The 21,175-nt window shown below is 73.0% G+C and carries 17 protein-coding genes; 7 read left to right on the top strand and 10 right to left on the bottom strand.

The features are described 5' to 3' along the window. Positions 1–386: 386 nt before the first annotated feature. Entirely contained in the window at positions 387–1,061 is a 675-nt protein-coding gene (locus ACH4K1_RS31025) for an AIM24 family protein (protein ID WP_398092866.1), read from the bottom strand. Positions 1,062–1,459: 398 nt separating this feature from the next. On the opposite strand from ACH4K1_RS31025, the gene ACH4K1_RS31020 reads away from it, so the two are divergent. Next, the gene (locus ACH4K1_RS31020; protein WP_398092865.1) at positions 1,460–2,266 is read left to right on the top strand and encodes a hypothetical protein; all 807 of its coding nucleotides are present in this window, start codon (positions 1,460–1,462) and stop codon (positions 2,264–2,266) included. A gap of 327 nt (positions 2,267–2,593) precedes the next feature. On the opposite strand, the gene ACH4K1_RS31015 is transcribed toward ACH4K1_RS31020, so the two are convergent. After that, positions 2,594–3,103, bottom strand: a complete 510-nt coding sequence (locus tag ACH4K1_RS31015; protein ID WP_398092864.1) for a hypothetical protein — start codon at positions 3,101–3,103, stop codon at positions 2,594–2,596. A 509-nt stretch (positions 3,104–3,612) separates the two neighbouring features. On the opposite strand from ACH4K1_RS31015, the gene ACH4K1_RS31010 reads away from it, so the two are divergent. The 6 genes from ACH4K1_RS31010 (at position 3,613) to ACH4K1_RS30985 (ending at position 9,736) form a co-directional block, all read left to right on the top strand. Next, positions 3,613–4,191 carry a carboxymuconolactone decarboxylase family protein gene (locus ACH4K1_RS31010; protein WP_398092863.1) on the top strand — a complete coding sequence of 193 codons (579 nt, stop codon included), beginning with the start codon at positions 3,613–3,615 and terminating at the stop codon, positions 4,189–4,191. A gap of 764 nt (positions 4,192–4,955) precedes the next feature. After that, positions 4,956–5,108 carry a hypothetical protein gene (locus ACH4K1_RS31005; RefSeq protein WP_398092862.1) on the top strand — a complete coding sequence of 51 codons (153 nt, stop codon included), beginning with the start codon at positions 4,956–4,958 and terminating at the stop codon, positions 5,106–5,108. A 418-nt stretch (positions 5,109–5,526) separates the two neighbouring features. After that, entirely contained in the window at positions 5,527–6,807 is a 1,281-nt protein-coding gene (locus ACH4K1_RS31000; RefSeq protein ID WP_398092861.1) for a VWA domain-containing protein, read from the top strand. Next, a complete protein-coding gene (locus ACH4K1_RS30995) occupies positions 6,807–7,688 on the top strand; it encodes a hypothetical protein (protein WP_398092860.1) in 882 nt (293 codons plus the stop codon). The genes ACH4K1_RS31000 and ACH4K1_RS30995 overlap by 1 nt, the downstream gene beginning before the upstream one ends. A gap of 109 nt (positions 7,689–7,797) precedes the next feature. Continuing rightward, a complete protein-coding gene (locus tag ACH4K1_RS30990; RefSeq protein WP_398092859.1) occupies positions 7,798–8,244 on the top strand; it encodes a hypothetical protein in 447 nt (148 codons plus the stop codon). A 124-nt stretch (positions 8,245–8,368) separates the two neighbouring features. Continuing rightward, the gene (locus ACH4K1_RS30985) at positions 8,369–9,736 is read left to right on the top strand and encodes a cytochrome P450 (RefSeq protein WP_398092858.1); all 1,368 of its coding nucleotides are present in this window, start codon (positions 8,369–8,371) and stop codon (positions 9,734–9,736) included. A 48-nt stretch (positions 9,737–9,784) separates the two neighbouring features. Here the strand turns inward: ACH4K1_RS30985 and ACH4K1_RS30980 are convergent, their stop codons facing one another. From ACH4K1_RS30980 to ACH4K1_RS30945, 8 genes are all read right to left on the bottom strand, one after another. Next, complete coding sequence (locus tag ACH4K1_RS30980; protein ID WP_398092857.1) at positions 9,785–10,759, bottom strand: ABC transporter substrate-binding protein; 975 nt, start codon at positions 10,757–10,759, stop codon at positions 9,785–9,787. Position 10,760: 1 nt separating this feature from the next. After that, positions 10,761–12,746, bottom strand: a complete 1,986-nt coding sequence (locus ACH4K1_RS30975) for an ABC transporter permease (RefSeq protein WP_398092856.1) — start codon at positions 12,744–12,746, stop codon at positions 10,761–10,763. Beyond that, entirely contained in the window at positions 12,746–13,870 is a 1,125-nt protein-coding gene (locus tag ACH4K1_RS30970) for a glycine betaine/L-proline ABC transporter ATP-binding protein (RefSeq protein WP_398092855.1), read from the bottom strand. The genes ACH4K1_RS30975 and ACH4K1_RS30970 overlap by 1 nt, the downstream gene beginning before the upstream one ends. Then, the gene (locus ACH4K1_RS30965; RefSeq protein ID WP_398092854.1) at positions 13,867–15,480 is read right to left on the bottom strand and encodes a GMC family oxidoreductase; all 1,614 of its coding nucleotides are present in this window, start codon (positions 15,478–15,480) and stop codon (positions 13,867–13,869) included. Before ACH4K1_RS30965 ends, ACH4K1_RS30970 begins: the two co-directional genes overlap by 4 nt. A gap of 99 nt (positions 15,481–15,579) precedes the next feature. Then, a complete protein-coding gene (locus tag ACH4K1_RS30960) occupies positions 15,580–17,082 on the bottom strand; it encodes an aldehyde dehydrogenase family protein (RefSeq protein WP_398092853.1) in 1,503 nt (500 codons plus the stop codon). A 324-nt stretch (positions 17,083–17,406) separates the two neighbouring features. Beyond that, entirely contained in the window at positions 17,407–18,660 is a 1,254-nt protein-coding gene (locus tag ACH4K1_RS30955; protein WP_398092852.1) for a cytochrome P450, read from the bottom strand. Beyond that, positions 18,657–19,949: a cytochrome P450 gene (locus tag ACH4K1_RS30950; protein WP_398092851.1), complete on the bottom strand. Its 1,293-nt coding sequence runs from the start codon at positions 19,947–19,949 to the stop codon at positions 18,657–18,659. Before ACH4K1_RS30950 ends, ACH4K1_RS30955 begins: the two co-directional genes overlap by 4 nt. Positions 19,950–20,312: 363 nt before the next feature. Further along, complete coding sequence (locus ACH4K1_RS30945) at positions 20,313–20,921, bottom strand: DsbA family protein (protein ID WP_398092850.1); 609 nt, start codon at positions 20,919–20,921, stop codon at positions 20,313–20,315. Positions 20,922–21,175 lie beyond the last annotated feature (254 nt).

Genomic DNA, 21,175 nt, shown 5'->3' with positions numbered 1-21,175 from the left:
CGACGTTCCGGGGTGCGGCCGGGGCCCGAGGAAGCCGCGAGCGGGGGCGCCCCGCGCGGGGCGGCGGCCGGTGCCGCGGGCGGCTGTCCGGCAGTGGCCGGGCCGAGGACGTGGCGTCCGGTCCGGCGGCTCGGCGGGCTGGTCATGCGCTCCGCGTTGACGCGGTCGCTTCCGTACACGCTCCACGAGGGCCCCTTTCACCCTTTCACTCACGTGAGTCCGCTGTCCGGTCCGCCGTCACCGTAAGCAGAAACAGCGTGCGCAAGGGCTCGTGGGGCCACCCGTGGGCGAGGGCGACCGGCCGGGGGCGGAGGGTTCGTCGGTCCCGGGGGGCGCGGGAGCCTTCGGCCGGGCCGGAGCAGCCCGGCCGCCCGGCTGCGGAGGGGTCAGGAGGACGCCTGTGCCGGCTTGGGCTCGCCGGGATTGACCACCGCGACCCCTTCACCCTCCAGCTTCAACTGAACCGCCTCACCGCTGCCGCCCTTGAACATCGAGCCGACGCTCTGGGACCGGTGGAGGGACGTCCGCAGCTGCGGGCTCCACGCGACAGCCGCGTCCGTGTCGACGTACACGGGCGAGTCAGGCGTGACCGGCAGCACGAGCGGGACGCCCGCGCTGGTCAGCGCGAGGCGGCCGGTCCCCCCGAAGGTGCAGTTGAACAGGCCGCCACCGGCCATCCCGGCGCCCTCCACGGTGGTGATGTCATAACTCAGCGACGCGTCGAAGCAGAGGATGTTCTTGCCGTTGACGGTGAGGCCGCGGCCCTCCTCCACGTCCACGAGGAAACAGTGCGCCGCGTCGGAGGCGAACCACGCCTCGCCCTCGCCGCTGACGGTCATCAAGGGCAGCCCTTCGCCGGTGACCGCGCGCTTGAGGAAGTTGCCCACGCCCTGCCCCTGCCGCTCGAACGACAGTGATCCGCGCCAGGCCACCATCGTGCCCTGGCGGGCGTACGCCTCGCCTTTGACGGCGTAGCGCACCGCCATGGGGTTCTCCTGCGTCAGACCGGGGGCCTGGGCGGGCCGGATGAAGTTCTCGGGGTCGAACAGGTTTCGGTTCATACCGCGTCGCCTACCCGGGCCGTGCACGGTCAGCCCCGGAGCCGAGCGCTCCGCTTCCTGCGCTCCTTCTGCCGTCCCGAACCACGCCCCGCCCGGCCGCTCCGGCGGGGAAGAAGCCGTAGGGGGCTCTGAAGGCCGGGGCCTGCGCGGCCGGTCGGAGGAACCGTTCGCCGCAGCAGAGGAGGCGGCGTGGCCGAGGAAGCCCGGGTGGGTGCGGGAGGGCGTCCGTAGCGCTGCCGGTCTCGACGCCGCGGGAGGCGGCCGACCCGCCGGAGGGCCTTTTCGGGGACCTCCCTGTCGAACTTCCCCCCCACCCCGCCGATCTTCGCTCCCGCCCCCCTTGACCAGCGGTTTTGCGTGGCTGAGAGTGGGTCTCCTGAGCGACGGGGGTGGGAAGTGTGACGCATGGGGAATACGCCGACCGGTGTGAGGAACTCTTCGCGGTGGGCGGCTTCACCGAGGTCCGGAAGGCGGCGGACTCCGGACTGGAAGAGCTCGGAGCCGATCCGGTGCTCTACCGGTGGCTCGGACTCGCCCACGCCGCGGAGGACGACGACGACCACGACGACGCTGCGGAGAAGGCCTACGAGAACGGGCTGGCGCAGTGGCCGGACGATCTCGGACTCCTCGTCTGCTATCTGGAGCTGTGCCTGCGGGCGGATGCCTGGACGTACCCGGGGCGCGCAGCCCGGGCGGACCGGCTCAAGGAGCGGATCGCGGTCCTGGCGCCCCCGGGGTCGCCCGAGGCGGAGCGGGTGGAGGCCGCCCTCGGGTGGGCCGGGCGGGGCTACTGGCAGGACGTACGGGAGAGGACGGCTGCCGCGAGGGCGGACCGAGCCGCCCTGGCGTCCCACGCCGCCGATGTGGCCGACGCGTTGGAGCGGGGCGGCCCGGCGCCCGCTCCCCCGGAGGACCTGCGGGCCGCCGAGGTCGTAGCCGCGGTCGAGTTGCTGGCCGGCCCGTGGCGGGCCCCGCTCCGCCTCATGGCCCGCCACCGGGCGGCGGCGTACGTCATCACGTTGGCGCTGGTCTTCGCGACCAACACGGTACTGGTGCTGAGCGGGACGGTCTCCTACAGCGCGTGGGGCTGGATCTGGTTCCTGCCCCTCCTGCTGGTCGAATCGAAGCTCAAGCAGGCCCGGCGGCTGGCCCGGCGGCGGGTGATCGCCGCGGTGGAGGCCCGGCACGTCTCAGCCGCCGGGTAGGGCCGGCAGCGGTCGCCGCGACCACTCGTGCGCGACGCAGGTTACGCGCAGGGGGGCGACGCGGTGTCGGTGGAAAGCCGATGACGGCCTGCTGTCTGCTGCTGCCGGCCCCGGGGCCGGCATGGAGACGATGGCCGCGAGGACCTGCCTCACCACCGATGCCCGCGCCCCTGTCCCCCGGTGCGATCACGCCCTGGCCCACGGCGCCACCGGCCTCGCCCTCTCCCGCACTCCGTCCGGAACGTTCCCTCCCCGACGCCCACTCCCCTGCCCGGCCCCCGGACCGAGTGGCCGTGGCGGGCGCGGTCTCGGCCGGCGGGGAGGCACTCACCGGTTTTTGCGTCGCCTGTGGCGCCAACGCCGCCGACCGTAGGCGTTGCTCAGGAGGATCGCTCCGTGGAACAGCGCGAAAGCGCCCGCCAGGAAGGCGGGCATGACCCACCACCCGGCGTTCGACGACCCCCGGGTGCCCTCGGTGCCGCCCGTGGAGACCGTGCCGCCCACGCCGCTGGTCATGCCACTCGTCATGCCGCTGTTCATGCCGCTGTTCATGCCGCTCGTCATGCCCGCGCTGCCCGCGCTGTTCATGCCGCTCGTCATGCCCATCACCCCCATGCCGCCCGCACTGCTCATGCTGCCCGGGACACCGGAAGAACCGGTCCCGCCGGAAACGCGAGCGGGTACCAGGGCGACCGCTCCGGCCTCAGCGGTGTACGAGACCGCAGTGGCCCGAACCGGCTCCGCGGCTTGCGGAGCAGCTGCGGACGCGAAGTGCAGGACGGCCGGTGGCCCTGCCAGCAACGCGCTCAGCAGGGCGAGTACGGTCCACATGCGCATGGTTCCCCCCAGGGAAGCGAGCACGGGCAGGACGCATGAGCGCCAGGGGCCGGGACGTGCGGGCGATTCCAGCGCTGATTTCTTCTACCCGTCGGGGGAACTCCCTACCGCGTTGGTCAGGCACCAGTTCGGTAACCCTTGAAGGTGAACCCGGAATGTCGTGCTGTTGTTCAGGCGGGCGGGGGGCGGCGGTCGTGCCGTAGCGGGTGGGTGCGTCCCTCCAAAGCCTCGACCGCCCTCACCTGCCTACGGTCCCGACTCCTCGCCGACCTTGCGGACACCCCCTGAAGCGAGGACCCGGGGGTGGAGAAGGCCCTCGCCGCTCGGGGGCGGGCTTTCCGCTCTGCCGGGGGCCGCCCCCTCCCCCGGACCGCTCACCCCAAGCAGGGGACCGAAAGGTGGCCGATGCCACGTCGGCTCCGACGCACAAGCGCACGAAGGGAGTTGAGCACGGAGGCTCACCCCGTGAACATGAAGGCGTCTTCGTCCGCCCCCACCCGAGGAGCACCGTGCCGCACATAGCCATCGGCAATGACCATCCCGGCATCCGGGGCCTGATGTTCCACCGGCCCGACACCGCCGCACCGCTCAGCCACCTCGCCGACGTCCTGCTGCGCGCCCCCGCCTCCCTGAGCCGGGGCGAACGGGAACTGATCGCCGCCTATGTCTCCCGCCTGAACGACACCCCGTTCTGCGCCGGAACCCACGGGGCCGCGGCAGCAGCCCAGTTGGACGGCGGCCCGGAGGCAGTGGCGGCCGTCCTCGCCGCACCGCAGGACGCCCCGGTCTCCCCCCGGATGCGTGCCCTGCTGGCCATCGCCGCCGAGGTCCGGACGGCGGCGCGCGCCCTCACCGACGAGGCGGTGGCGGCCGCCCGCGCGGCGGGCGCCGAGGACAGCGACATCCACGACACCGTGCTGATCGCCGCCGCCTTCTGCATGTACAACCGCTACGTCAGCTGCCTGGGGACCGACATCCCGACGCAGGACGACTACTACGACCAGGCCGCGGACCGCATCCTCACCGACGGCTACGCCACGCCGAGCGAGCAGAAGGACGTCCGGGCCGACACCGCCCTCGCCGAATGAGCTTGTTCTCCATGGTCTGAACGCGAATCGAACCGACCGGTCCCCGCTGCGGGCATACGGGCCGATGAAGAGCTCGGCCGACCTCACGCCCGCCGTCGGGCGCCCCCGCGGGCACGAGCCCGTCAGCGGAGCCGGGCGCTACGTCTCCCCCCGAAACAGCGGTGGTCGGCCGGGTCGGGAAATGACGGGCAGATCCCTCTCCGTCGGGGTGTAACCGTGAGGAAGCCGCTCGGACATGGGCGGTGAACTCGGCAGTACGCGGGGGGAGGGCGGAACGCCGCTGAATTCCTTCTGTGCGGCGGCCAGGAGGTAGGTCAACGTCTCGTCGAAGGCATCCCAGTCCTGTGACGGCCGGCCGGCCCCCGGTCTGGCGTCCGACTCGGCCAGGACATAGGCCACTGCGATCGCGGATCCGTCGCTCAAGGATTCGCCCCGCAGGAGCCGGCGCACGGTAGCCGTGCTCACGGCAACCCCCCGCTTCCGCGCCCTGCCGGCGGTCTCGGCCAGGGAGGGGGTGCCGGCTCGACGGCGCAGGTCGCTCAGCCACTCCAACCAGGTCCGCAGCGGCCCGTCCCCCACCGCGTCGGGGATCTCTATGGCTCTGGTCGCCGAACCCGGCACTGGCCCCCCTCACCGTGGCGCCGAAGGTTCGGTCCACCACGATCCACCACAGTTCTTCGCGCCTCACAGCGTATCGCTTCGAGCCATCGCCGCGAAGGGTCCTGGAAGCTCAACTCACCTGACCAGAAAGGGAGGTGAGCAACATGAGGCCAGACAAGGAGTGGTGGCGAACGGTGCGTTACGCCATCGCGGAAGGGCGCCGGACGGCACGTCTCATCAGCGTCCTGGTCGCGCTGGGCGCCATCGCGGGGGCACTGATCATCATCGGAAACGGGTTCTCGGTGACGGTTGGCTGAGGCCCCTGCCTTTTCGGCCCAGGCGTGACCCCGGCCCCCGGACCGGGGCCACGCCGTTCGCAGGCACGGATCCTCGCGCCGCCCGCACAACCTCTTGAGGGGGCCCTCCCGTCCACGCCGGTCAGACGGCTTCGCCGCCCTTCTCGGGGAGGTGGGCGGCCAGGGCCCGCAGGCCCTCCAGGACCTCGTCGGCGGTGGGGGCGTTCTCCGGCCACGGGACGAGCCCCGAACGCCTCCGCCCGCCACGGACGACGAGGGACGGCCCGCCCCGGCCGCGGCAGGGACACGGAGCCGCGCCTCGCGTCCGGCGCGCCGCCCGGAGGCCCTCCGCCCCCTGCGGACAGAGCCCACGAGCGCCGACGGCGGACCCCGAAGGGCCCGGTTGGGAATACGAACTGGTTTTCCATAGGATCCGGCGATGATCACTAGTAAACGGCTGACGGCCGGGGTGGGCATAGCGCTCGCCACCCTGGCCGCCGGGCTCGGCACCGCGATCCCCGCCGCCGCCGACGAAGCCCCCGCCGCCCCCTCCCCCAAGGTCGAGCTGGTGCTCGACGTCAGCGGTTCCATGCGCACCCGCGACATCGACGGCCAGTCCCGGATGGCCGCCGCCAAGCAGGCGTTCAACGACGTCCTGGACGCGGTGCCCGAGCAGGTGCGGCTCGGCATCCGGACGCTCGGGGCGAACTACCCGGGCGAGGACCGCGAGGTCGGCTGCAAGGACACCCGGCAGCTCTATCCGGTCGGCCCGCTGGACCGTACGGAGGCCAAGGCCGCGGTGGCCACCCTCGCCCCCACCGGCTTCACCCCGATCGGCCCCGCCCTGCTCGGCGCGGCCGACGACCTGGAGGGCGGGGACGGCTCCCGCCGGATCGTCCTCATCACGGACGGCGAGGACACCTGCGGTCCGCTCGACCCGTGCGAGGTGGCCCGCGAGATCGCCGCGCGCGGCACCCACCTCGTCGTGGACACGCTGGGCCTGGTGCCCAACGCCAAGATCCGCCAGCAGCTGACCTGCATCGCGGAAGCCACCGGCGGTACGTACACCGCCGTTCAGCACAAGGAGGAACTCTCCGGCCGGGTCAAGCAGTTGGTGGACCGCGCCGCCGAGCCGACGGTGACACCGGTGGCCACCGAGGGAGCCGAGAGCTGTGCCGCGGCCCCCGAACTGAAGCCGGGTCTCTACACCGACCGCGCGGAGATCGCCCAGCACCGCTGGTACCGCGTGGAGGTGCTGCCGGGCCAGGAGCTGCGCGCCTCCGCGAGCGTCGCGGCCGACCGCGCCGTGGACGACGACTACGGGGTGCTGCTGCGCGCGGTGACCGTGCACGGGCGGGAGATCGTCCGCGGTTCCGAGGCCGGGACGGGGCGCACCGACGTGATCTCGTCCGGGCTGCGCTATCCGAAGGCCGAGGCGGAGGACGGGGACGACGGCGACGGCAAGCCCGCCGCCGAGGCCGTCTGCCTCCAGCTCGCCCACTCCTTCTCCGCCCCGGCCTCGGTGAAGCGCTCCCCCGGCCTGCCGGTCGAGCTGACCGTGGACCTCGTGGACGGTCCGGGCAGCGCCTCCGACGTGGCCGCCTTCGGGCTCGGCCGCGGCTGGTGGCTGCTCGGCGCGCTCGTCCTGACCGGCCTGGTCGCGGGCCTGCTGACCGGCTGGCTCTCACGCTGGCGCGTCGCCGTCTGGAGGACCAACTGATGCGTACCCCTTCCCGCCGTGCCCACGGCGTACGACGCGCGCTCACCGGGGCGCTGCTCACCGGGGCGCTGCTCGCCGGCCTGACCCTCCTCACCACGGGCGCCCCGGCCTTCGCGGACGACCCGTCGGCCGGCGCGAGCCCCGCCGGGGAGGAGGCCGGCCCCACGGAGGCCGGCACCACGTTCCGTACGGCGACCGCCCTGAAGCCGGGGCAGACCGGCACCGCGCAGGCGTCGGCGGGCGACTACCTGTACTGGGTGTTCCCGGCCGACGCCGGTCAGCGGCCCACCGTCGAGGCCACGGTGAAGCTGCCCGAGAACGCCGCCCGGCGCTCCACGTCCACCTGGCAGATCGACGTGTACGACGGGCTGCGCCGCCGCCAGGCGTGCATGTACGGGCACCAGACCCGCAAGGCGGCGCCCGACGCGGCCGCCGTGGAGCTGTCCTGCGTCCTGCGGCCGGTGCGGGCGTGGTCCGAACCGTGGGCGAACGACCCGCTGCCCGGCAGCTACTACGTCCGCCTCACCGTGGTCGATCTGCCCGCCGACGAGCTCGGGCTGCCGGTCGGAGCCGAAGTGCGGCCCGCCGTGAAGGAGTTGGGCGGGGCCCACGACGGGGACGGCACCCTCTCCGAGCCGCTGGTGCCGGGCGTCTCGGTCGCCTCGGCCGGGGACGACGGCGCCGGGGACGGGACGGGCGCTTCGGCCGCGCCGCGTACGATCGCCTCCGGTGAGCCGGAGGGCGGCTGGGCCTCGGGCCGGTGGACCGACCGCTGGCTGTGGACCGTGGGCGGCGGCGTACTCGCCGCGGTGGCGGCCGTGTTCGGCTACTCGCTGACGCGGGGCCGGGGCCGCCCGGCGCACGTGCCGCCCGGCGCCTGAGGGGTGGGCGGGGCCGGGGCCGCGCGCCCCGGCCCCGCCCCGGGACGCCCCGCCCCGCCTCACCGCCCGGGCCGGGGACCGTCCGGCCGCGACGGAGGAGACGAACGGAATGCGCGACATGGTGTACGTACGGTTCCAGAGCCCGGAGCGGAGCCCCCGCGGCCACTTCCCCGGAGTCTTCGCCCTGGCCAACGGCCTGGCCCGGGAGGGCCGTCTGACCGAGGAGCAGTACCGCTTCTGGCGGGCGGCCAACGACTGGTACGACGCCGCGTACCAGGACCCCTCGCGGGTCGATCCGGCCGTGTACGACCCCGGGGTGAACCCGGAGGCGGTCGCCTGGTTCAAGGAGTCCGCCGTCCACCTGCTGGACCGCGTCCCGGGCTACCTCGCCCTGCTCGCCGCGCACGGAGTGGCGTGCGAACGGCTGGAGTCCGCCGATCCCGGCCGGATCGTGTACGAGGACGAGCACCAGGTCGTCGTGGTGCCCCATGGCCGCCGGCCCCGCCCGCAACCGGGCACGGTCCCGGCCGGTCCGGGCAACTCGGCTTCCGCGTAAGGTAATCCGGCATATTCCGGCCATGCCGGTCGCCGCCCTGGTGAAGCGCCCTCCCATCCTGTTCGATTGAGTTCGAACGTGCGCGCGCCGTCGGTGGCGCGCCCCAGGAAGCGGAGTCCTCTCGATGTCCACCCAGACCGATCCGGCGCTCGGCACCCCACCGCGCGGCCGCGCGTTCGTACCGGGGCCCAAGGGGCTGCCGCTGGTGGGGAATCTGCCGCAGTTCGGCAAGAACCCGCTCGCCTTCTTCGAACTCCTGCGCAGCCATGGGGACATGGTGCGCTGGCGGTTCGGCCGCAACCGGTGCGTCTTCCTCGCCGACCCCGAGTGCATAGGCGAGTTGCTGACCGAGACGGAGCGCACCTTCGACCAGCCGAACCTGGGCATCGCCTTCCGTACGGTCCTGGGCAACGGGATGCTCGTGGCACGCGGCCGGGACTGGCGGCGCAAACGCTCGCTGGTGCAGCCCTCGGTGCGGCCCAAGCAGGTCACCTCGTACGCGGCCACGATGGCGGAGTGCGCGGTGGAGCTGGCGGACCGGTGGTCGGACGGCCAACGGATCGACGTCAAGCGGGAGATGTCCGCCCTGACGCAGCGGATCGCGGTGCGCACGATCTTCGGCGTGGACACCCCGGCGGACTCCGAGGCGATGGGCCGGGCCATGGAGATCGCCCAGATGGAGATCGGCAAGGAGTTCGCCGGGATCGGCGCGCTGCTGCCGGACTGGGTGCCGACGCCGGGGCGGGCGCGGATCAGGAAGGCCGCCGCCGTCATCGACGCCGAGGTGCGCCGGGTCGTCGCCCGGCACCGGGACGGCGGTGAGGAACGTCCGGACCTGCTCAGCCGGTTGCTCACCGCCGTCGACGAGAGCGGGACGCGCCTGAGCGAGGAGGAGATCCGGGACGAGACGGTCACGCTGTACATCGGCGGCCACGAGACGACGAGTACGACGCTGGTGTGGACGTGGTACCTGCTCGCCCGCAATCCCCGCGTCCGGGAGGCGCTCGCCGAGGAGTTGGACCGGGTGCTCGGCGACCGGGAGCCCGGTTTCGAGGACTACGCGCGGCTGACGTACGCCCAGGCCGTGGTGAAGGAGGTCCTGCGGCTGTACCCGCCGATCTGGCTGATCACCGGGATCGCGAAGGAGGGGGCGACGATCGGGGGCCTGCCCGTCGAGAAGGGCACCCGCGTGTGGAGCAGCCAGTGGGCCACGCAGCGCGACGCCCGGTGGTTCCCCGAGCCCGAGGAGTTCCGGCCGGAGCGCTGGGACGCGGAGGACGGCGACCCGGCCCCGGAGTACGCGTGGTTCCCGTTCGGCGGCGGCCCCCGGGTCTGCATCGGTACGCGCTTCGCGATGGTGGAGTCCGTCCTCCTCCTCGCCGTACTGGCCCGCCGCTTCACCCTGGACCTCGACCCGGGCGAGATCACCCCGCTCACCGGCCTGACGCTCCAGCCCGACCGGGAGATGACGGCGACGGTCCGGGCGCGGTAGCGGGACGGCGCCCGAACCCACGGGAGGGGGTCCGGGCGCCGGACGGCGTCAGCCCTTCGGCAGCCACTTCTTCCAGACGTCCGGGTGGCGGTCGCTCCAGCGCTTCGCCGCCTCCTGCGGGGTGAGCTTCTGCGAGGCGATCATCTCGGAGACCTCGTTCTGGTCCTCCTCCGACCAGTGGAACTTCTTCAGGAACGCGGCGGCGTCCCCGCCGCGTTCGGCGAAGTCGGCGTTGAGGAACTTCTGCAGCGGTGTCGTCGGGTACGCGCAGTCGATGTCCTCGGGGTCCTTGGCCGCGCACTCGTCCGTGTGCTCGGGGAGCTTCACCTCGACCATGGGCACCTCGTTGAACAGCCACTGCGGCTGGTACCAGTAGCTGAGGAAGGGCTTCCTCTCCTTGGCGAACTGCTGGATCTGGGTGATCTGGGCCGCCTCGGAACCGGCGAAGACGACCTTGTAGTCCAGGTCGAGGTTCTTCACCAGGGCCACGTCGTTGGTGACGTAGGACGGCGAGCCGTCCAGGAGCTGGCCCTTGCCGCCGCTCTCGGCGGTCCTCAGCTCCTCGGCGTACTCGTCGAGGTTCTTCCAGTCCGTGACGTCCGGGTTCTCGTCGGCCCAGTACTTCGGCACGTACCAGCCGATGTGGCCGGTGACGCCGAGGTCGCCGCCGCGGACGATGGTCTCCTTCTCGTCGACGTACAGCTTCTCCTGGTCCGGGTGGCCCCAGTCCTCCAGGATCGCGTCGACGCGGCCCTGGCTGAGGGCGTCCCAGGCGGGGACCTCGTCGGTCTGGACGAGATCGACGCGGTAGCCCAGCTCCTCCTTCAGCAGGTGTTCGGCCACGGCGACGTTGGCCTGGGCGCCGACCCAGGACTGGACGGAGAGCGTCACGGTCCTGACCCCGGCGGGGGCCGCGAACGGCGAGGCCTGCTCGGTCATGTCGGCGGCGCCGCAGCCGGCGGTGGCGAGCAGGGCCCCGGCCGAGGCGAGCGCCACGAGCAGGCGGGTGCGGGAGCGGTTCATCTCAGCTCTCCTGTCGCTGGCGGCGGGTGGTGGGCTGGGTGACCCGGTCGAGCACCAGGCCGAGGCAGACGATCGCCGCTCCGGCGACGAGGCCGGTGGCCAGGTCGCCCTGGGCGAGGCCGAGGACGACGTCGTAACCGAGGGCCCCGGAGCCGACGAGTCCGCCGATGATGACGACGGCGAGGACCAGGACGACCGCCTGGTTGACGGCGAGCAGCAGGGAGGGCCTGGCCAGCGGGATCTGGACCTGGCGCAGTTGCTGGCCGGGGGTCGCGCCGAGCGAGCGGGCGCACTCCATCGCCGCCGGGTCGACGCCCCGCAGCCCCTGGGTGGTGATGCGGATGACGGCGGGCAGCGCGTAGACGACGGCGGCCGCGGCCGCGGGGGCGCGCCCGACGCCGAAGAGGGCGACGACGGGGATCAGGTAGACGAACTGCGGCAGGGTCTGGAAGACGTCCAGGACCGGGCGCAGCAGCCGCTCCAGCCGTTGGCTGCGAGCCGTCGCGACGGCGGTGCCGAAGCCGATGGCCAGGGTGACCGCGACGGCGGCGAGCACCTGGCTGAGGGTGTCCATGGAGGGCTCCCACACGCCGAGGACGCCGATCGCGGCCATGGCGAGGACGGCGGTCGCGGCGGTGCGCCAGGTGCCGATGGTCCAGGCGAGGGCGGCGACGATCAGCAGCACCGACCACCAGGGCAGTCCGGTGAGCCCGCCGCGCAGCGGGTTGAGGACGCCGCTGGTGAAGTGGGAGGCGAGGTCGGCGGTGCCGCCGACGACGGGCACCCCGGTGTAGAGGTGGTCGACCATCCAGTCCTTGGCGGTGTTGACCGGTCCGGCGATGGCCACGGTCATGTCGTCGGGCCAGACCCGGCCGTCGGCGGCCCGTCCGGCGGCGGCGACGGCCGCGGTGGCCGCGGCGGCCAGGGTCCAGCCGCGCCACCCGCGCAGCAGGGCCGGTCCGGTGGGCTCGGCGCCGATGCGGCGGCCGGCCGCCTCCGTCGTACGGTCCAGGACGACGGCGAGCAGGACGATCGGGATGCCGGCGGCGAGCGCCGCGCCGACGTCCACGGAGGACAGCGCCTGGTAGACGCGGTCGCCGAGGCCGCCCGCGCCGATCACGGAGGCGATGACGGCCATGGAGAGGGCCATCATGATGGTCTGGTTGAGGCCGAGGAGGAGTTCCTTGCGGGCCAGCGGGAGCCGGGCGCTCAGGAGCCGCTGGCGGCCGGTGGCGCCGAGCGAGGCGACGGCCTCCATGACGCCGGCGTCCGCGCCGCGCAGGCCGAGCGCGGTGAGCCGGGCCATCGGCGGGGCCGCGTACACGACGGTGGCGAGGACGGCTCCGGGGACGCCGATGCCGAACACCAGCACCACCGGGAGCAGGTACGCGAAGGCGGGCAGCACCTGCATGGTGTCCAGGACGGGGCGCAGGGTGCGGAAGACGCGGTCCGAGAGACCGGCCGCCAGGCCGAGGAGCAGCCCCAGGGCGACGGAGGCGAGGACGGCGACGGTCATCAGCGCGAGCGTCTGCATGGTCGGCACCCACATGCCGAGCAGTCCGCAGACCAGGAACGAGGCGGCCGCGGTCAGCGCGAGCCGGAGCCCCGCGACGCGCCAGGCGACGGCGGCGGCGAACACGGTGACCCCGGCCCAGCCGAGGGCCAGGAGCGCCAGGTAGACACCGCGGACGGAGAGCACCACGGCGTTGCTGATGTGGCCGAAGAAGTAGAGGAACAGGGGGTGGCTGTCGCGGTGGGAGACGATCCAGTCGGTGACGTCGCCGAGCGGTCCCGAGAGGTCGGCGGTCAGCGCGGCGGGCCAGATCCCGCCGCCCCAGCGGCCGTGCACGAGGGGGACGGCGACGGCGGCGACGAGCGCGAGCAGCAGGAGCTTCGCGGCGGCGGGGTGATCGCGGAGGAGCGCCAGCGGTCCCCGGCGGGTGCCCGGGGCGGCGGGGCGGGACGGGGTGGCCCGGGCGGTGGCCATCAGACGGTCACCTCGCGGGGGCCGTCCGGTACGTCGGGGTCCGGGGCCGCCGCGGCGGGTCCGGTCGTTCCGGCGACGACGTCGAGCAGCCGAGCGCGGTCGACGACGCCGACGAGGCGGCCGCCGTCCATCACGCGGGCGGCGGGGTCGCCGGAGCGGGAGACCGCTTCGATCGCTTCGGAGACGGTGGCCTCGGGCCGCACGGCCGGTCCGCGCCCGCTCTCCCCGGCGAGTGCGGGGCGCATGGCGGTGGCGACGGTGAGGACCTGCTCGCGCGGTACGTCGCGGACGAACGCGCGTACGTAGTCGTCGGCCGGCGAGCCCACGATCTCCTCGGGGGTGCCGAGCTGGACGATGCCGCCGTCGCGCATCAACGCGATCCGGGTGCCCAGGCGCAGGGCCTCGCTGAGGTCGTGGGTGATGAAGACCATGGTGCGGCCCTCCTCGCGGTGCAGCCGGACCACCTCGTCCTGCATCTCGCGGCGGATCAGCGGGTCCAGCGCGCTGAACGGTTCGTCGAAGAGGAGGACGGACGGGTCGACGGCGAGTGCGCGGGCGAGCCCGACACGCTGCTGCTGGCCGCCGGAGAGCTGCGAGGGCCGGCGGTCCTCCATGCCCGCGAGACCGACCTTGGCCACCAACTCGGCGGCTTTGGCGCGGCGTTCGGCCTTGCCGAGCCCCTGGATCTCCAGGCCGTAGGCGACGTTGTCCAACACCGAGCGGTGCGGGAGGAGTCCGAAGTGCTGGAAGACCATCGCGGCTCGGTGGCGGCGCAGTTCGCGCAGCCGGGAGCGGTCCATCGCGAGGACGTCCTCGCCGTCGATGGCGAGGGTGCCGCTGGTGGGCTCGATCAGCCGGGTGAGGCAGCGGACGAGGGTGGACTTGCCGGAGCCGGAGAGGCCCATGACGACGAACACCTCGCCCTTGCGGACGTCGAAGGAGACGTCGCGGACGGCGGCGGTGCAGCCGGTGGCCTCGCGCAGTTCGGCGGGCGGGAGCGCGGCGTGCTCGCCGCCGGGGACGCGCTCGGCCCCGGGGCCGAAGACCTTCCAGAGGTTGCGCACGGAGAACACGGCGTCCTCGGCGGCCCCGACTGCGGCCTCGGGGGCCTGGGTTGCGGTCATCGGGCATCGCCTCCGGTGCTGGTACCAGTGACCGGGGCGGTGTCGCCCGCCCGGCCCGTGAGGAGTTCGGCGCACTTCTCGCCGACCATGAGGACGCCGATCATCGGGTTGACGGCGGGCATCGTCGGGAAGACGGAGGCGTCGGCGATCCGGATGCCGTCGAGGCCCCGGATGCGCAACTGCGGGTCCACCACGGCCTTCTGGTCGTCGGCCGCGCCCATCCTGCAGGTGCCGGCCGGGTGGTAGACGGTGTGGGCGACCTTGCGGGCGTACTCGCTGATGTCCTCGTCCGAGGTGATCTCCGGCCCCGGGCAGACCTCGCGCTTGAGCCAGTGGGCCAGCGGTTCGGTGGCGGCGATCTCGCGGGCGAGCTTGATGCCGTCGACCAGGGTGCGGCCGTCGTGGTCGTCCTCGTCGGTGAAGTACCGGAAGTCCAGGGCGGGTTTGACCTGGGGGTCGGCGCTGGTGAGGTAGAGGCGGCCCCGGCTGCGCGGCTTGGGGATGTTCGGGGTCATCGACACCCCGTGCTCGGGCTTCTCGTAGCCGAGCCGTTCGGGGTTGTCGGTGAACGGGATCTGGTAGAAGTGGAACATCAGGTCCGGGCCCCGGGATCCGGGGTCGCGGCGGACGAAGAGTCCCGCGTCGGAGTCCATCGCGGAGTTCTCCGGGATGGGCCCGTCGGTCTCCCAGACGATGACGGACTCGGGGTGGTCGAGCAGGTTCTCGCCGACGCCCGGGAGGTCGTGGCGGACCTCGATGCCGAGCGCGGCCAGGTCCTCGCGCGGGCCTATCCCGGAGTGCAGGAGCAGCCGGGGCGTGTCCACGGCGCCCGCGCAGACGACGACCTCGCGGGCGGCGCGCAGCAGGATCTCCTCGCCGTCCGCTCTCCGGACGTGGACGCCGGTGGCGCGGGTGCCGTCGAACTCCAGGCGGTAGGCCCAGGTCTCCAGGAGGATGCGGAGGTTGGGGCGGTCGCCGGCCTCGATATGCGGGTGGAGGTAGGCGACCGAGGCGGAGGAGCGCTTGTTGTCCTCGGGGTGGTAGGCGAGGTCGAAGAAGCCGACGCCCTCGTGGAACGGCTCGCGGTTGAAGCTGTCCACGCGCGGCACCCCGGCCGCCTGCCGGGCGGCGTCGACGAAGTCGCGGGCGATGGCGTTGCGGTCCTTCTCGTCGACCGGGACGATGTTGTTGCGCAGCTTGGCGAAGTACGGGTCCATCGCTGCGGCGTCCCAGCCCTCCGCGCCCGCCTCGGCCCACTCGTCCCAGTCCCCGGGCAGCGGCTTGAAGCTGATCAGCGTGTTGTGCGAGGAGCAGCCGCCGAGGACCCGGGCGCGGCTGTGGCGGATGTGGGAGTTGCCGCGCGGCTGCTCGGTGGTGGGGTAGTCGTAGTCGAGGTCGCCGCCGAGCAGACCGAGCCAGCGGCGCAGCGTCAGCACGTCGTCCCGGTCGATGTCGGTGGGGCCGCCCTCGATGACCGTGACGGTGGTGCCGGGGTCCTCGGCGAGCCGGGAGGCGATGACCGACCCGGCGGTGCCGCCGCCGACGATCACGTAGTCGGAGACGGGGCTTCCGGGGTCGGGGGCCGCGGTGCTGCGAGGGGTGGAGGGCATCGGTCACTGCTCCTTCTGCAAGGTTCGTGCGTGTGCGTGGTGCTGCGAACAGCCGGGCGGGGCCCCGGTGGCCGTACCGGTGCGGGGCCCCCGCAGGCGTCAGCCGGCGAACCACCGCTGGGGGCGCGGGTTGAGGTTCTGGTAGATGTGCTTGGACTCGCGGTACTCCGCCAGCCCGGTCGGGCCGAGCTCGCGGCCGGTGCCGGACTTCCCGAAGCCGCCCCACTCGGCCTGCGGGAGGTAGGGGTGGTAGTCGTTGATCCAGACGGTGCCGTGGCGCAGCCGTCCGGCGACCCGGCGGGCCCGTCCGGCGTCGGCCGTCCAGACGGCGCCCGCGAGGCCGTAGTCGGTGTCGTTGGCCAGGGTGATGGCCTCTTCCTCGGTACGGAAGGTCTCGACGGTGAGAATCGGGCCGAAGGTCTCCTCGCGGACCACCGTCATCCCCCGGTGGCAGCCGTCGAGGACGGTCGGCCGGTAGAAGTAGCCGCCTGCGGGCCGTACGTCGCTGGGTTCGGGGCGCTTCCCGCCCGCCCGGACGATCGCGCCCTCCGCGCGGGCGGAGGCGACGTACGCCTCGACCTTGGCGAGCTGCTGGGCGGAGACGAGGGGGCCGCACTCGACGCCGTCGAGGGTGCCCCGGCCGAGGCGGATGGCGTCGGCGCGGCGGGCCAGCTCGGTGACGAACCGCTCGCTGACGGTGTCCTGGACGATCAGGCGGGCCCCGGCGGAGCAGACCTGGCCGCTGTGGAAGAACGCGGCGTTCAGCGCCTGGTCGACGGCGGTGTCGAAGCCCTCGTCGGTGGCGCAGGCGTCGGCGAAGACCACGTTGGGGTTCTTGCCGCCCAGCTCCAGGGCGACCTTCTTCACGGTCGGCGCGGCGGCCCGGGCCACCTTCGTACCGCTGGCGAGGCCGCCGGTGAAGGAGACCAGGTCGACGTCCGGGTGCTCGGCGAAGCGGGCGCCCACCGGGTCGCCGGCTCCGGTGACCAGGTTGGCCGCACCGTCGGGGAGTCCGGCCTCGGCGAGCAGCTTGACCAGGTGGACGGTGGAGAGCGGAGTGACCTCGCTGGGCTTGAGGACGAAGGTGTTGCCGGCGGCGAGCGCGGGGGCGATCTTCCAGCTGGCCTGGAGGAGCGGGTAGTTCCAGGGGGCGATGAGCGCGCAGACGCCGACCGGCTCGTGGACGACGATGCTGTGGACGTCGGGGTCGCCCGCATCGACGACCCGGCCGCCGCTCTCGTTCATCACGAGGTCGGCGAAGTACCGGAAGGCGTTGGTCACGTCGTCCACGTCGACCCGGCCCTCTTCGAGGGTCTTGCCGGTGTCGCGGCTCTCGGTGATCGCGATCTCCTCGCGGTCCCGCTGGAGCAGGTCGGCGACCCGGCGCAGCAGGGCGGCCCGCTCGGCGACGGGCTTGTGCGGCCAGGGGCCGTCGTCGAAGGCGCGCCGCGCCGCCGCGATCGCCGCGTCGGCGTCCTCCGCTCCGCCTTCCGCGACGACGGCCAGGACCGTGGCGTCGGCGGGGTCGATGACCTCGCGCGTGGCGCCTGATCCGGCGGCCCGCCAGGTGCCGTCGATGTGGATGGTAGTGAGCGCCGCCATGGTGTTTTCGCCTTCCGTGCCTGAAATGCCCCCTCCGGTTCGGCGGGGGCACGGTGCGCGGTGAGCCGGGTACGGCCGCACCAGCGACCTGGACCCCTCCCCGGTATGGCGAAATCCATGCCGAGAATTTCACGCAGAGTGACGTGCCTCACGTGGGGCGGCCTCGGCGGGAAGGGCCCGGAGGCACGGCCGGCTCCGCTCGCGGACCGGCCATCGGGGGCCGGTCCGCGAGCGGAGCACCAGGTCCGGGGCGCGGTCGGAACCGGGGGCGGCGGCGTGCACGGTGGTGAACCAGGCCGTGTCGGCCTCGACCGCCGCCCGCCGTCAGTCCAGGAGGACGGGGAAGGCGGCTATGTCGTTCTGCGTCATCACCGGGAGCTTGGTGATCTCCGCGTCCGGGACGGCGAGGCGCAGCCCGGGGAAGCGTCCGAACAGGGCGGGCAGTGCGATCCCCGCCTCGACGCGCGACAGGGCCGCGCCGGGGCAGATGTGCGGGCCGTGGCCGAACGTCATGTGCCGGTTGCGGGTGGGCCGGGTGATGTCGAAGGCGTCGGCGTCGGGACCGTGCTGCCCGGTGTCCCGTCCGATGGCCCGGTAGGAGACGACGACGCCCTCGCCCTTGCGGATCACCTCGCCGCCGACGGCGATGTCCTCGGTGGCGAACCGCATCAGCAGATGGGTGGTGGGGGTGTCCCAGCGCAGCGTCTCCTCGATCACCGCGTCCCAGCCGGCCTCCCCGTCGAGCACCATGCGCAGCTGGTCGGGGTGGGAGAGGAGAGCGCGCACGGCGTTGAGGACCAGTCCGATGGTGGTCTCGTGCCCGGCGGCGACCATGGCCTTGAGGTTGCCCACCACCTCCTCCTCGGTGAGCGGCTCGCCGCCCTCCTCCGCCAGGATCAGCGCGCTGGTGAGGTCGTCCGTGGGCCGGGCGGCCTTCTCCCGTACGAGATCGGTGTAGAAGACGTCCAACTCCGCGAGCAGGGCGAGGCGTTCGTCCTGCGGGGTGAGCATGGAGAAGAACGCCTTGTACTGCCGGGTCAGCATGGCGTGCCGGGACTCGTCGACGCCCATCAGCATGCCGACCACCTTCATGGGAAGCGGCTGGGCGAAGACCGCCTTGAGGTCGACGACCCCGTTCTCGTCCCGGCCCGCCTCCAGGCGGTCCAGCAGCTCCCCGGTGAACTCCTCGATGGCGGGGCGGATCGCCTCCAGCCTGCGCGGCGTGAGCGCCTGGGAGGTCTTGGTGCGCAGCCGCCGGTGCTCGGCCCCGTCGACGGTGAACATCGAGCGGCCCGCGTCGATCATGCCGATGAGCGGCCATGCACGTGTCACCACCCCGCTCCGCCACGGCTCCCAGGCGTCGATGTCCTTCACCAGCCGCTGGTCGACCAGGAGTCGCCGGGCCTCCGCATGCCGGGTGACCGTCCACGCGGGCACGCCGAGCAGGTCGATCCGGGCGAGGACGCCGGCGTCGCGCAGCCGCGCGGTCTCCCCGTCGAGGTCCCGGACCAGGGGGTCGATGGCGACGGCCCCGGCGTTCCGGTCGGCCGGCGCGGCGGCCGTGTGCGGGCAGTTCACAACGCGTCTCCTGTCGTACGTACGGGCGTGAAGCGGACGGGCAGCGCGATCGTGCCGCGCAGGAAGGCGGACGGGCGGCGGACCAGTTCGGTCGCGGGAACGGACAGTTCGAGGTCGGGCAGCCGGTCCATCAGCACCTCGATCCCGGTACGGGCGATGGTCTCGGCGATCTCCTGGGCCGGGAAGGGGCAGCGGTACTCGCCGTGGCTGAACGCCAGGTGCGCGCTGTTGCCCCCGTGCCCGGAGCGGACGACGGAGGCGGAGACCTGCTGCCGGATGTGCGGGTCGGCGTTGGCCGCGCCGAGCCCGAGGAGCAGCATGTCGCCGCGCGCGATGTCCCGCCCGCCGAGCCGGGCGTCGCGCGCCGCCCAGCGCCCGGCCAGGATCTGGGTGGGGCCCTCCTCCCACAGCACCTCGTTCATGGCTTCGGCGACGCTGTGCCGGCCGCCGGCGAGGGCGTCGGCGAACTGGTCCTCGGTGAGCATCAGCCGGGTGGAGTTGCCGATCCAGTCGGCGGTGGTCAGGTGCCCGGCAGCCGTGACGGCCATCAGGTCGAGCGCGTACTCCTCGTCGGTGAACGGTCCGGGGTGGGCGAGCATGCGGGAGGTCACGTCGTCCCCGGGCCGCTCCCGCTTGGCGGCGACGAGCCGGTGCATGTGCTCGCCGAAGCGCTGGTGCGCCTTCTGGGCCCCGGGGCCGCCGTCTGCGAGGTCCTTCAGCACCCGGGCGATGTCGGCCCCCTCCTCGTCGGGGAAGCCGACGAGCCGGGCGAGGACGAGGACGGGCAGCGGCTCGGCGTACTCGGCGATGAGGTCGGCGGTTCCCCGCATACACACGGCGTCGATGAGCCGATCGGCCAACTGCTCGCAGTGCTGCCTGATTTCGAAGGGATCCACCGCTTCGAGCGCGGGGACGACCATGTCGGCGTGGCGGCGGTGCTCGGCCCCGGCGGTGAAGTAGATGGACGGCATGGGCGTCCCCACCATGGGCAGGAGCGGCCAGTCGGCGGGGATGTTCTCCCACTGGTTCCACAGGGAGACGTCCCGGGGGAACAACTCGCCGTCGCTGGTGACCTGGTGGAGTTCCCGGTAGCCGATCACCAGCCAGGCGGGGACGCCGCCGGGCAGCTCGACCGGGACGACGGGTCCGTGATCGCGCCGCATCCGCCGGTAGAGCTCCTGCGGTTCGGTGGGGAAGCCGGGCCCGCCGAGCGCGACCGCCCCCGCGGCGCCCACGGGGCAGCCGCCGCCGGCCACGGACGAGGGCGTGGCGGACGAGGGGTGCGTCATCGTACGGACTCCAGTGGCAGCGGCTTCGCGCGTTGGGACCTTACGATCAACGCGGCTCCACTATAAGGAGGTTGCGTGAATACGGGAGCTGTTCGCGCTCATTCCCGCCCGAACTTCGAACGGTACGGCTTCGTCTTCCGACCTCTCCCCTACGAGATCTGCCCAACTTTGCGCATAACTGATCGTTTTAGAATGAACCCCTCAGTAAGCCCGAGCCCGGGGCGGCTCGCACGTGGCCGGCGCCCGGTCGTCAACGCCACGGTGCCGCCTTGGCGTTGGAGGCCGGGCCCGGCCACGCCTGGACCGGTGTGCGGGAGAACGCGAGCTGAGTACGGAGGATCCCGACGGAACCCAGCGGATGCGTCAGTCCAGGTTCAGTTCGGCGAGGAACGCTTCGGGGGTCACCGCGTAGCCCATGGGGTTGATGACGGTGACGGGGCGGCCGTCGAAGAGCACGGTGGGTGTACCCGTGACACCACTGGCCTCGAAGGCCGCCGAGACACGACGGGCCCAGGGGATGTAGAAGCCCTCGGTCACCTTGCGGTCGAAGTCGGGACCGCGCAGTCCGTCCACCTCCTCGGCCAGGCGCAGCAGGACGCCGGTGTCGGCGAAGGCGTCGTCGTCCTCGGCGGGTTGAGAGGCGAACAGGGAGCGGATATAGCGCAGGGCGGTCGCCGCGCCCGCGTCGGACGCCGCTCCCACGGCGCTCAGCGCGCACAGCGACCCGGTGCCGCCGGCTCCGCCGTCGATGAACGTGGCGAACTGGTACTCGAGGGTGACGCGGCCCTCCTCGGCCAGCTTCTCCATGACCGGGCCGAGACCTCGCTCCATGCTTTTGCAGAAGGGGCACCGTAGATCGGCATAGACCCGCAGGACGTGGCCGGGCTGTGCCCCGGCGCCCTTGCCGTAGACGAGGGTGGTGCCGCCGGGGCCGGCAGTGTTGGCCGGTGCAGAGGTGCTCGATGACGTCATGGTCGCCTTTCGGACGGCTGTGCGGACGCGCTTCCCTGACGAAGGCGGCGGCGCGCACCCCTTCTCGGTGAACTGCCCACGACCGGCGGGTTCGCGTGATGCTCCCGGACGGGAATCGGCACCGATCGTGTCAGGAAGGCTCCCGGCACAGGAGCCCTGACGAGGCCGTACGCCCGCGAGCCACTCCCCCGGGTGACAGCGTGCGGCCCTCTGCTGAAATCCCGGCGGCAACGAGGTTCACCGGGCCGGTGGGG

This window comes from Streptomyces sp. NPDC017448 (assembly GCF_044330565.1).
Classification (GTDB): Bacteria; Actinomycetota; Actinomycetes; order Streptomycetales; family Streptomycetaceae; genus Streptomyces.
The sequence above is the reverse complement of the archived record's forward strand: the minus strand, read 5'-3'. Positions and strand labels throughout refer to the sequence as shown.

Coding starts and splice junctions, on each gene's coding strand:
- ACH4K1_RS30990 (WP_398092859.1), top strand. CDS start 7,798: ATGCGCGACATGGTGTACGTACGGTTCCAGAGCCCGGAGCGGAGCCCC.
- ACH4K1_RS30945 (WP_398092850.1), bottom strand. CDS start 20,921: ATGACGTCATCGAGCACCTCTGCACCGGCCAACACTGCCGGCCCCGGC.
- ACH4K1_RS30960 (WP_398092853.1), bottom strand. CDS start 17,082: ATGGCGGCGCTCACTACCATCCACATCGACGGCACCTGGCGGGCCGCC.
- ACH4K1_RS30985 (WP_398092858.1), top strand. CDS start 8,369: ATGTCCACCCAGACCGATCCGGCGCTCGGCACCCCACCGCGCGGCCGC.
- ACH4K1_RS30965 (WP_398092854.1), bottom strand. CDS start 15,480: ATGCCCTCCACCCCTCGCAGCACCGCGGCCCCCGACCCCGGAAGCCCC.
- ACH4K1_RS31000 (WP_398092861.1), top strand. CDS start 5,527: ATGATCACTAGTAAACGGCTGACGGCCGGGGTGGGCATAGCGCTCGCC.
- ACH4K1_RS31015 (WP_398092864.1), bottom strand. CDS start 3,103: ATGCGCATGTGGACCGTACTCGCCCTGCTGAGCGCGTTGCTGGCAGGG.
- ACH4K1_RS30995 (WP_398092860.1), top strand. CDS start 6,807: ATGCGTACCCCTTCCCGCCGTGCCCACGGCGTACGACGCGCGCTCACC.
- ACH4K1_RS31025 (WP_398092866.1), bottom strand. CDS start 1,061: ATGAACCGAAACCTGTTCGACCCCGAGAACTTCATCCGGCCCGCCCAG.
- ACH4K1_RS31005 (WP_398092862.1), top strand. CDS start 4,956: ATGAGGCCAGACAAGGAGTGGTGGCGAACGGTGCGTTACGCCATCGCG.
- ACH4K1_RS30975 (WP_398092856.1), bottom strand. CDS start 12,746: ATGGCCACCGCCCGGGCCACCCCGTCCCGCCCCGCCGCCCCGGGCACC.
- ACH4K1_RS30980 (WP_398092857.1), bottom strand. CDS start 10,759: ATGAACCGCTCCCGCACCCGCCTGCTCGTGGCGCTCGCCTCGGCCGGG.
- ACH4K1_RS30950 (WP_398092851.1), bottom strand. CDS start 19,949: ATGACGCACCCCTCGTCCGCCACGCCCTCGTCCGTGGCCGGCGGCGGC.
- ACH4K1_RS30970 (WP_398092855.1), bottom strand. CDS start 13,870: ATGACCGCAACCCAGGCCCCCGAGGCCGCAGTCGGGGCCGCCGAGGAC.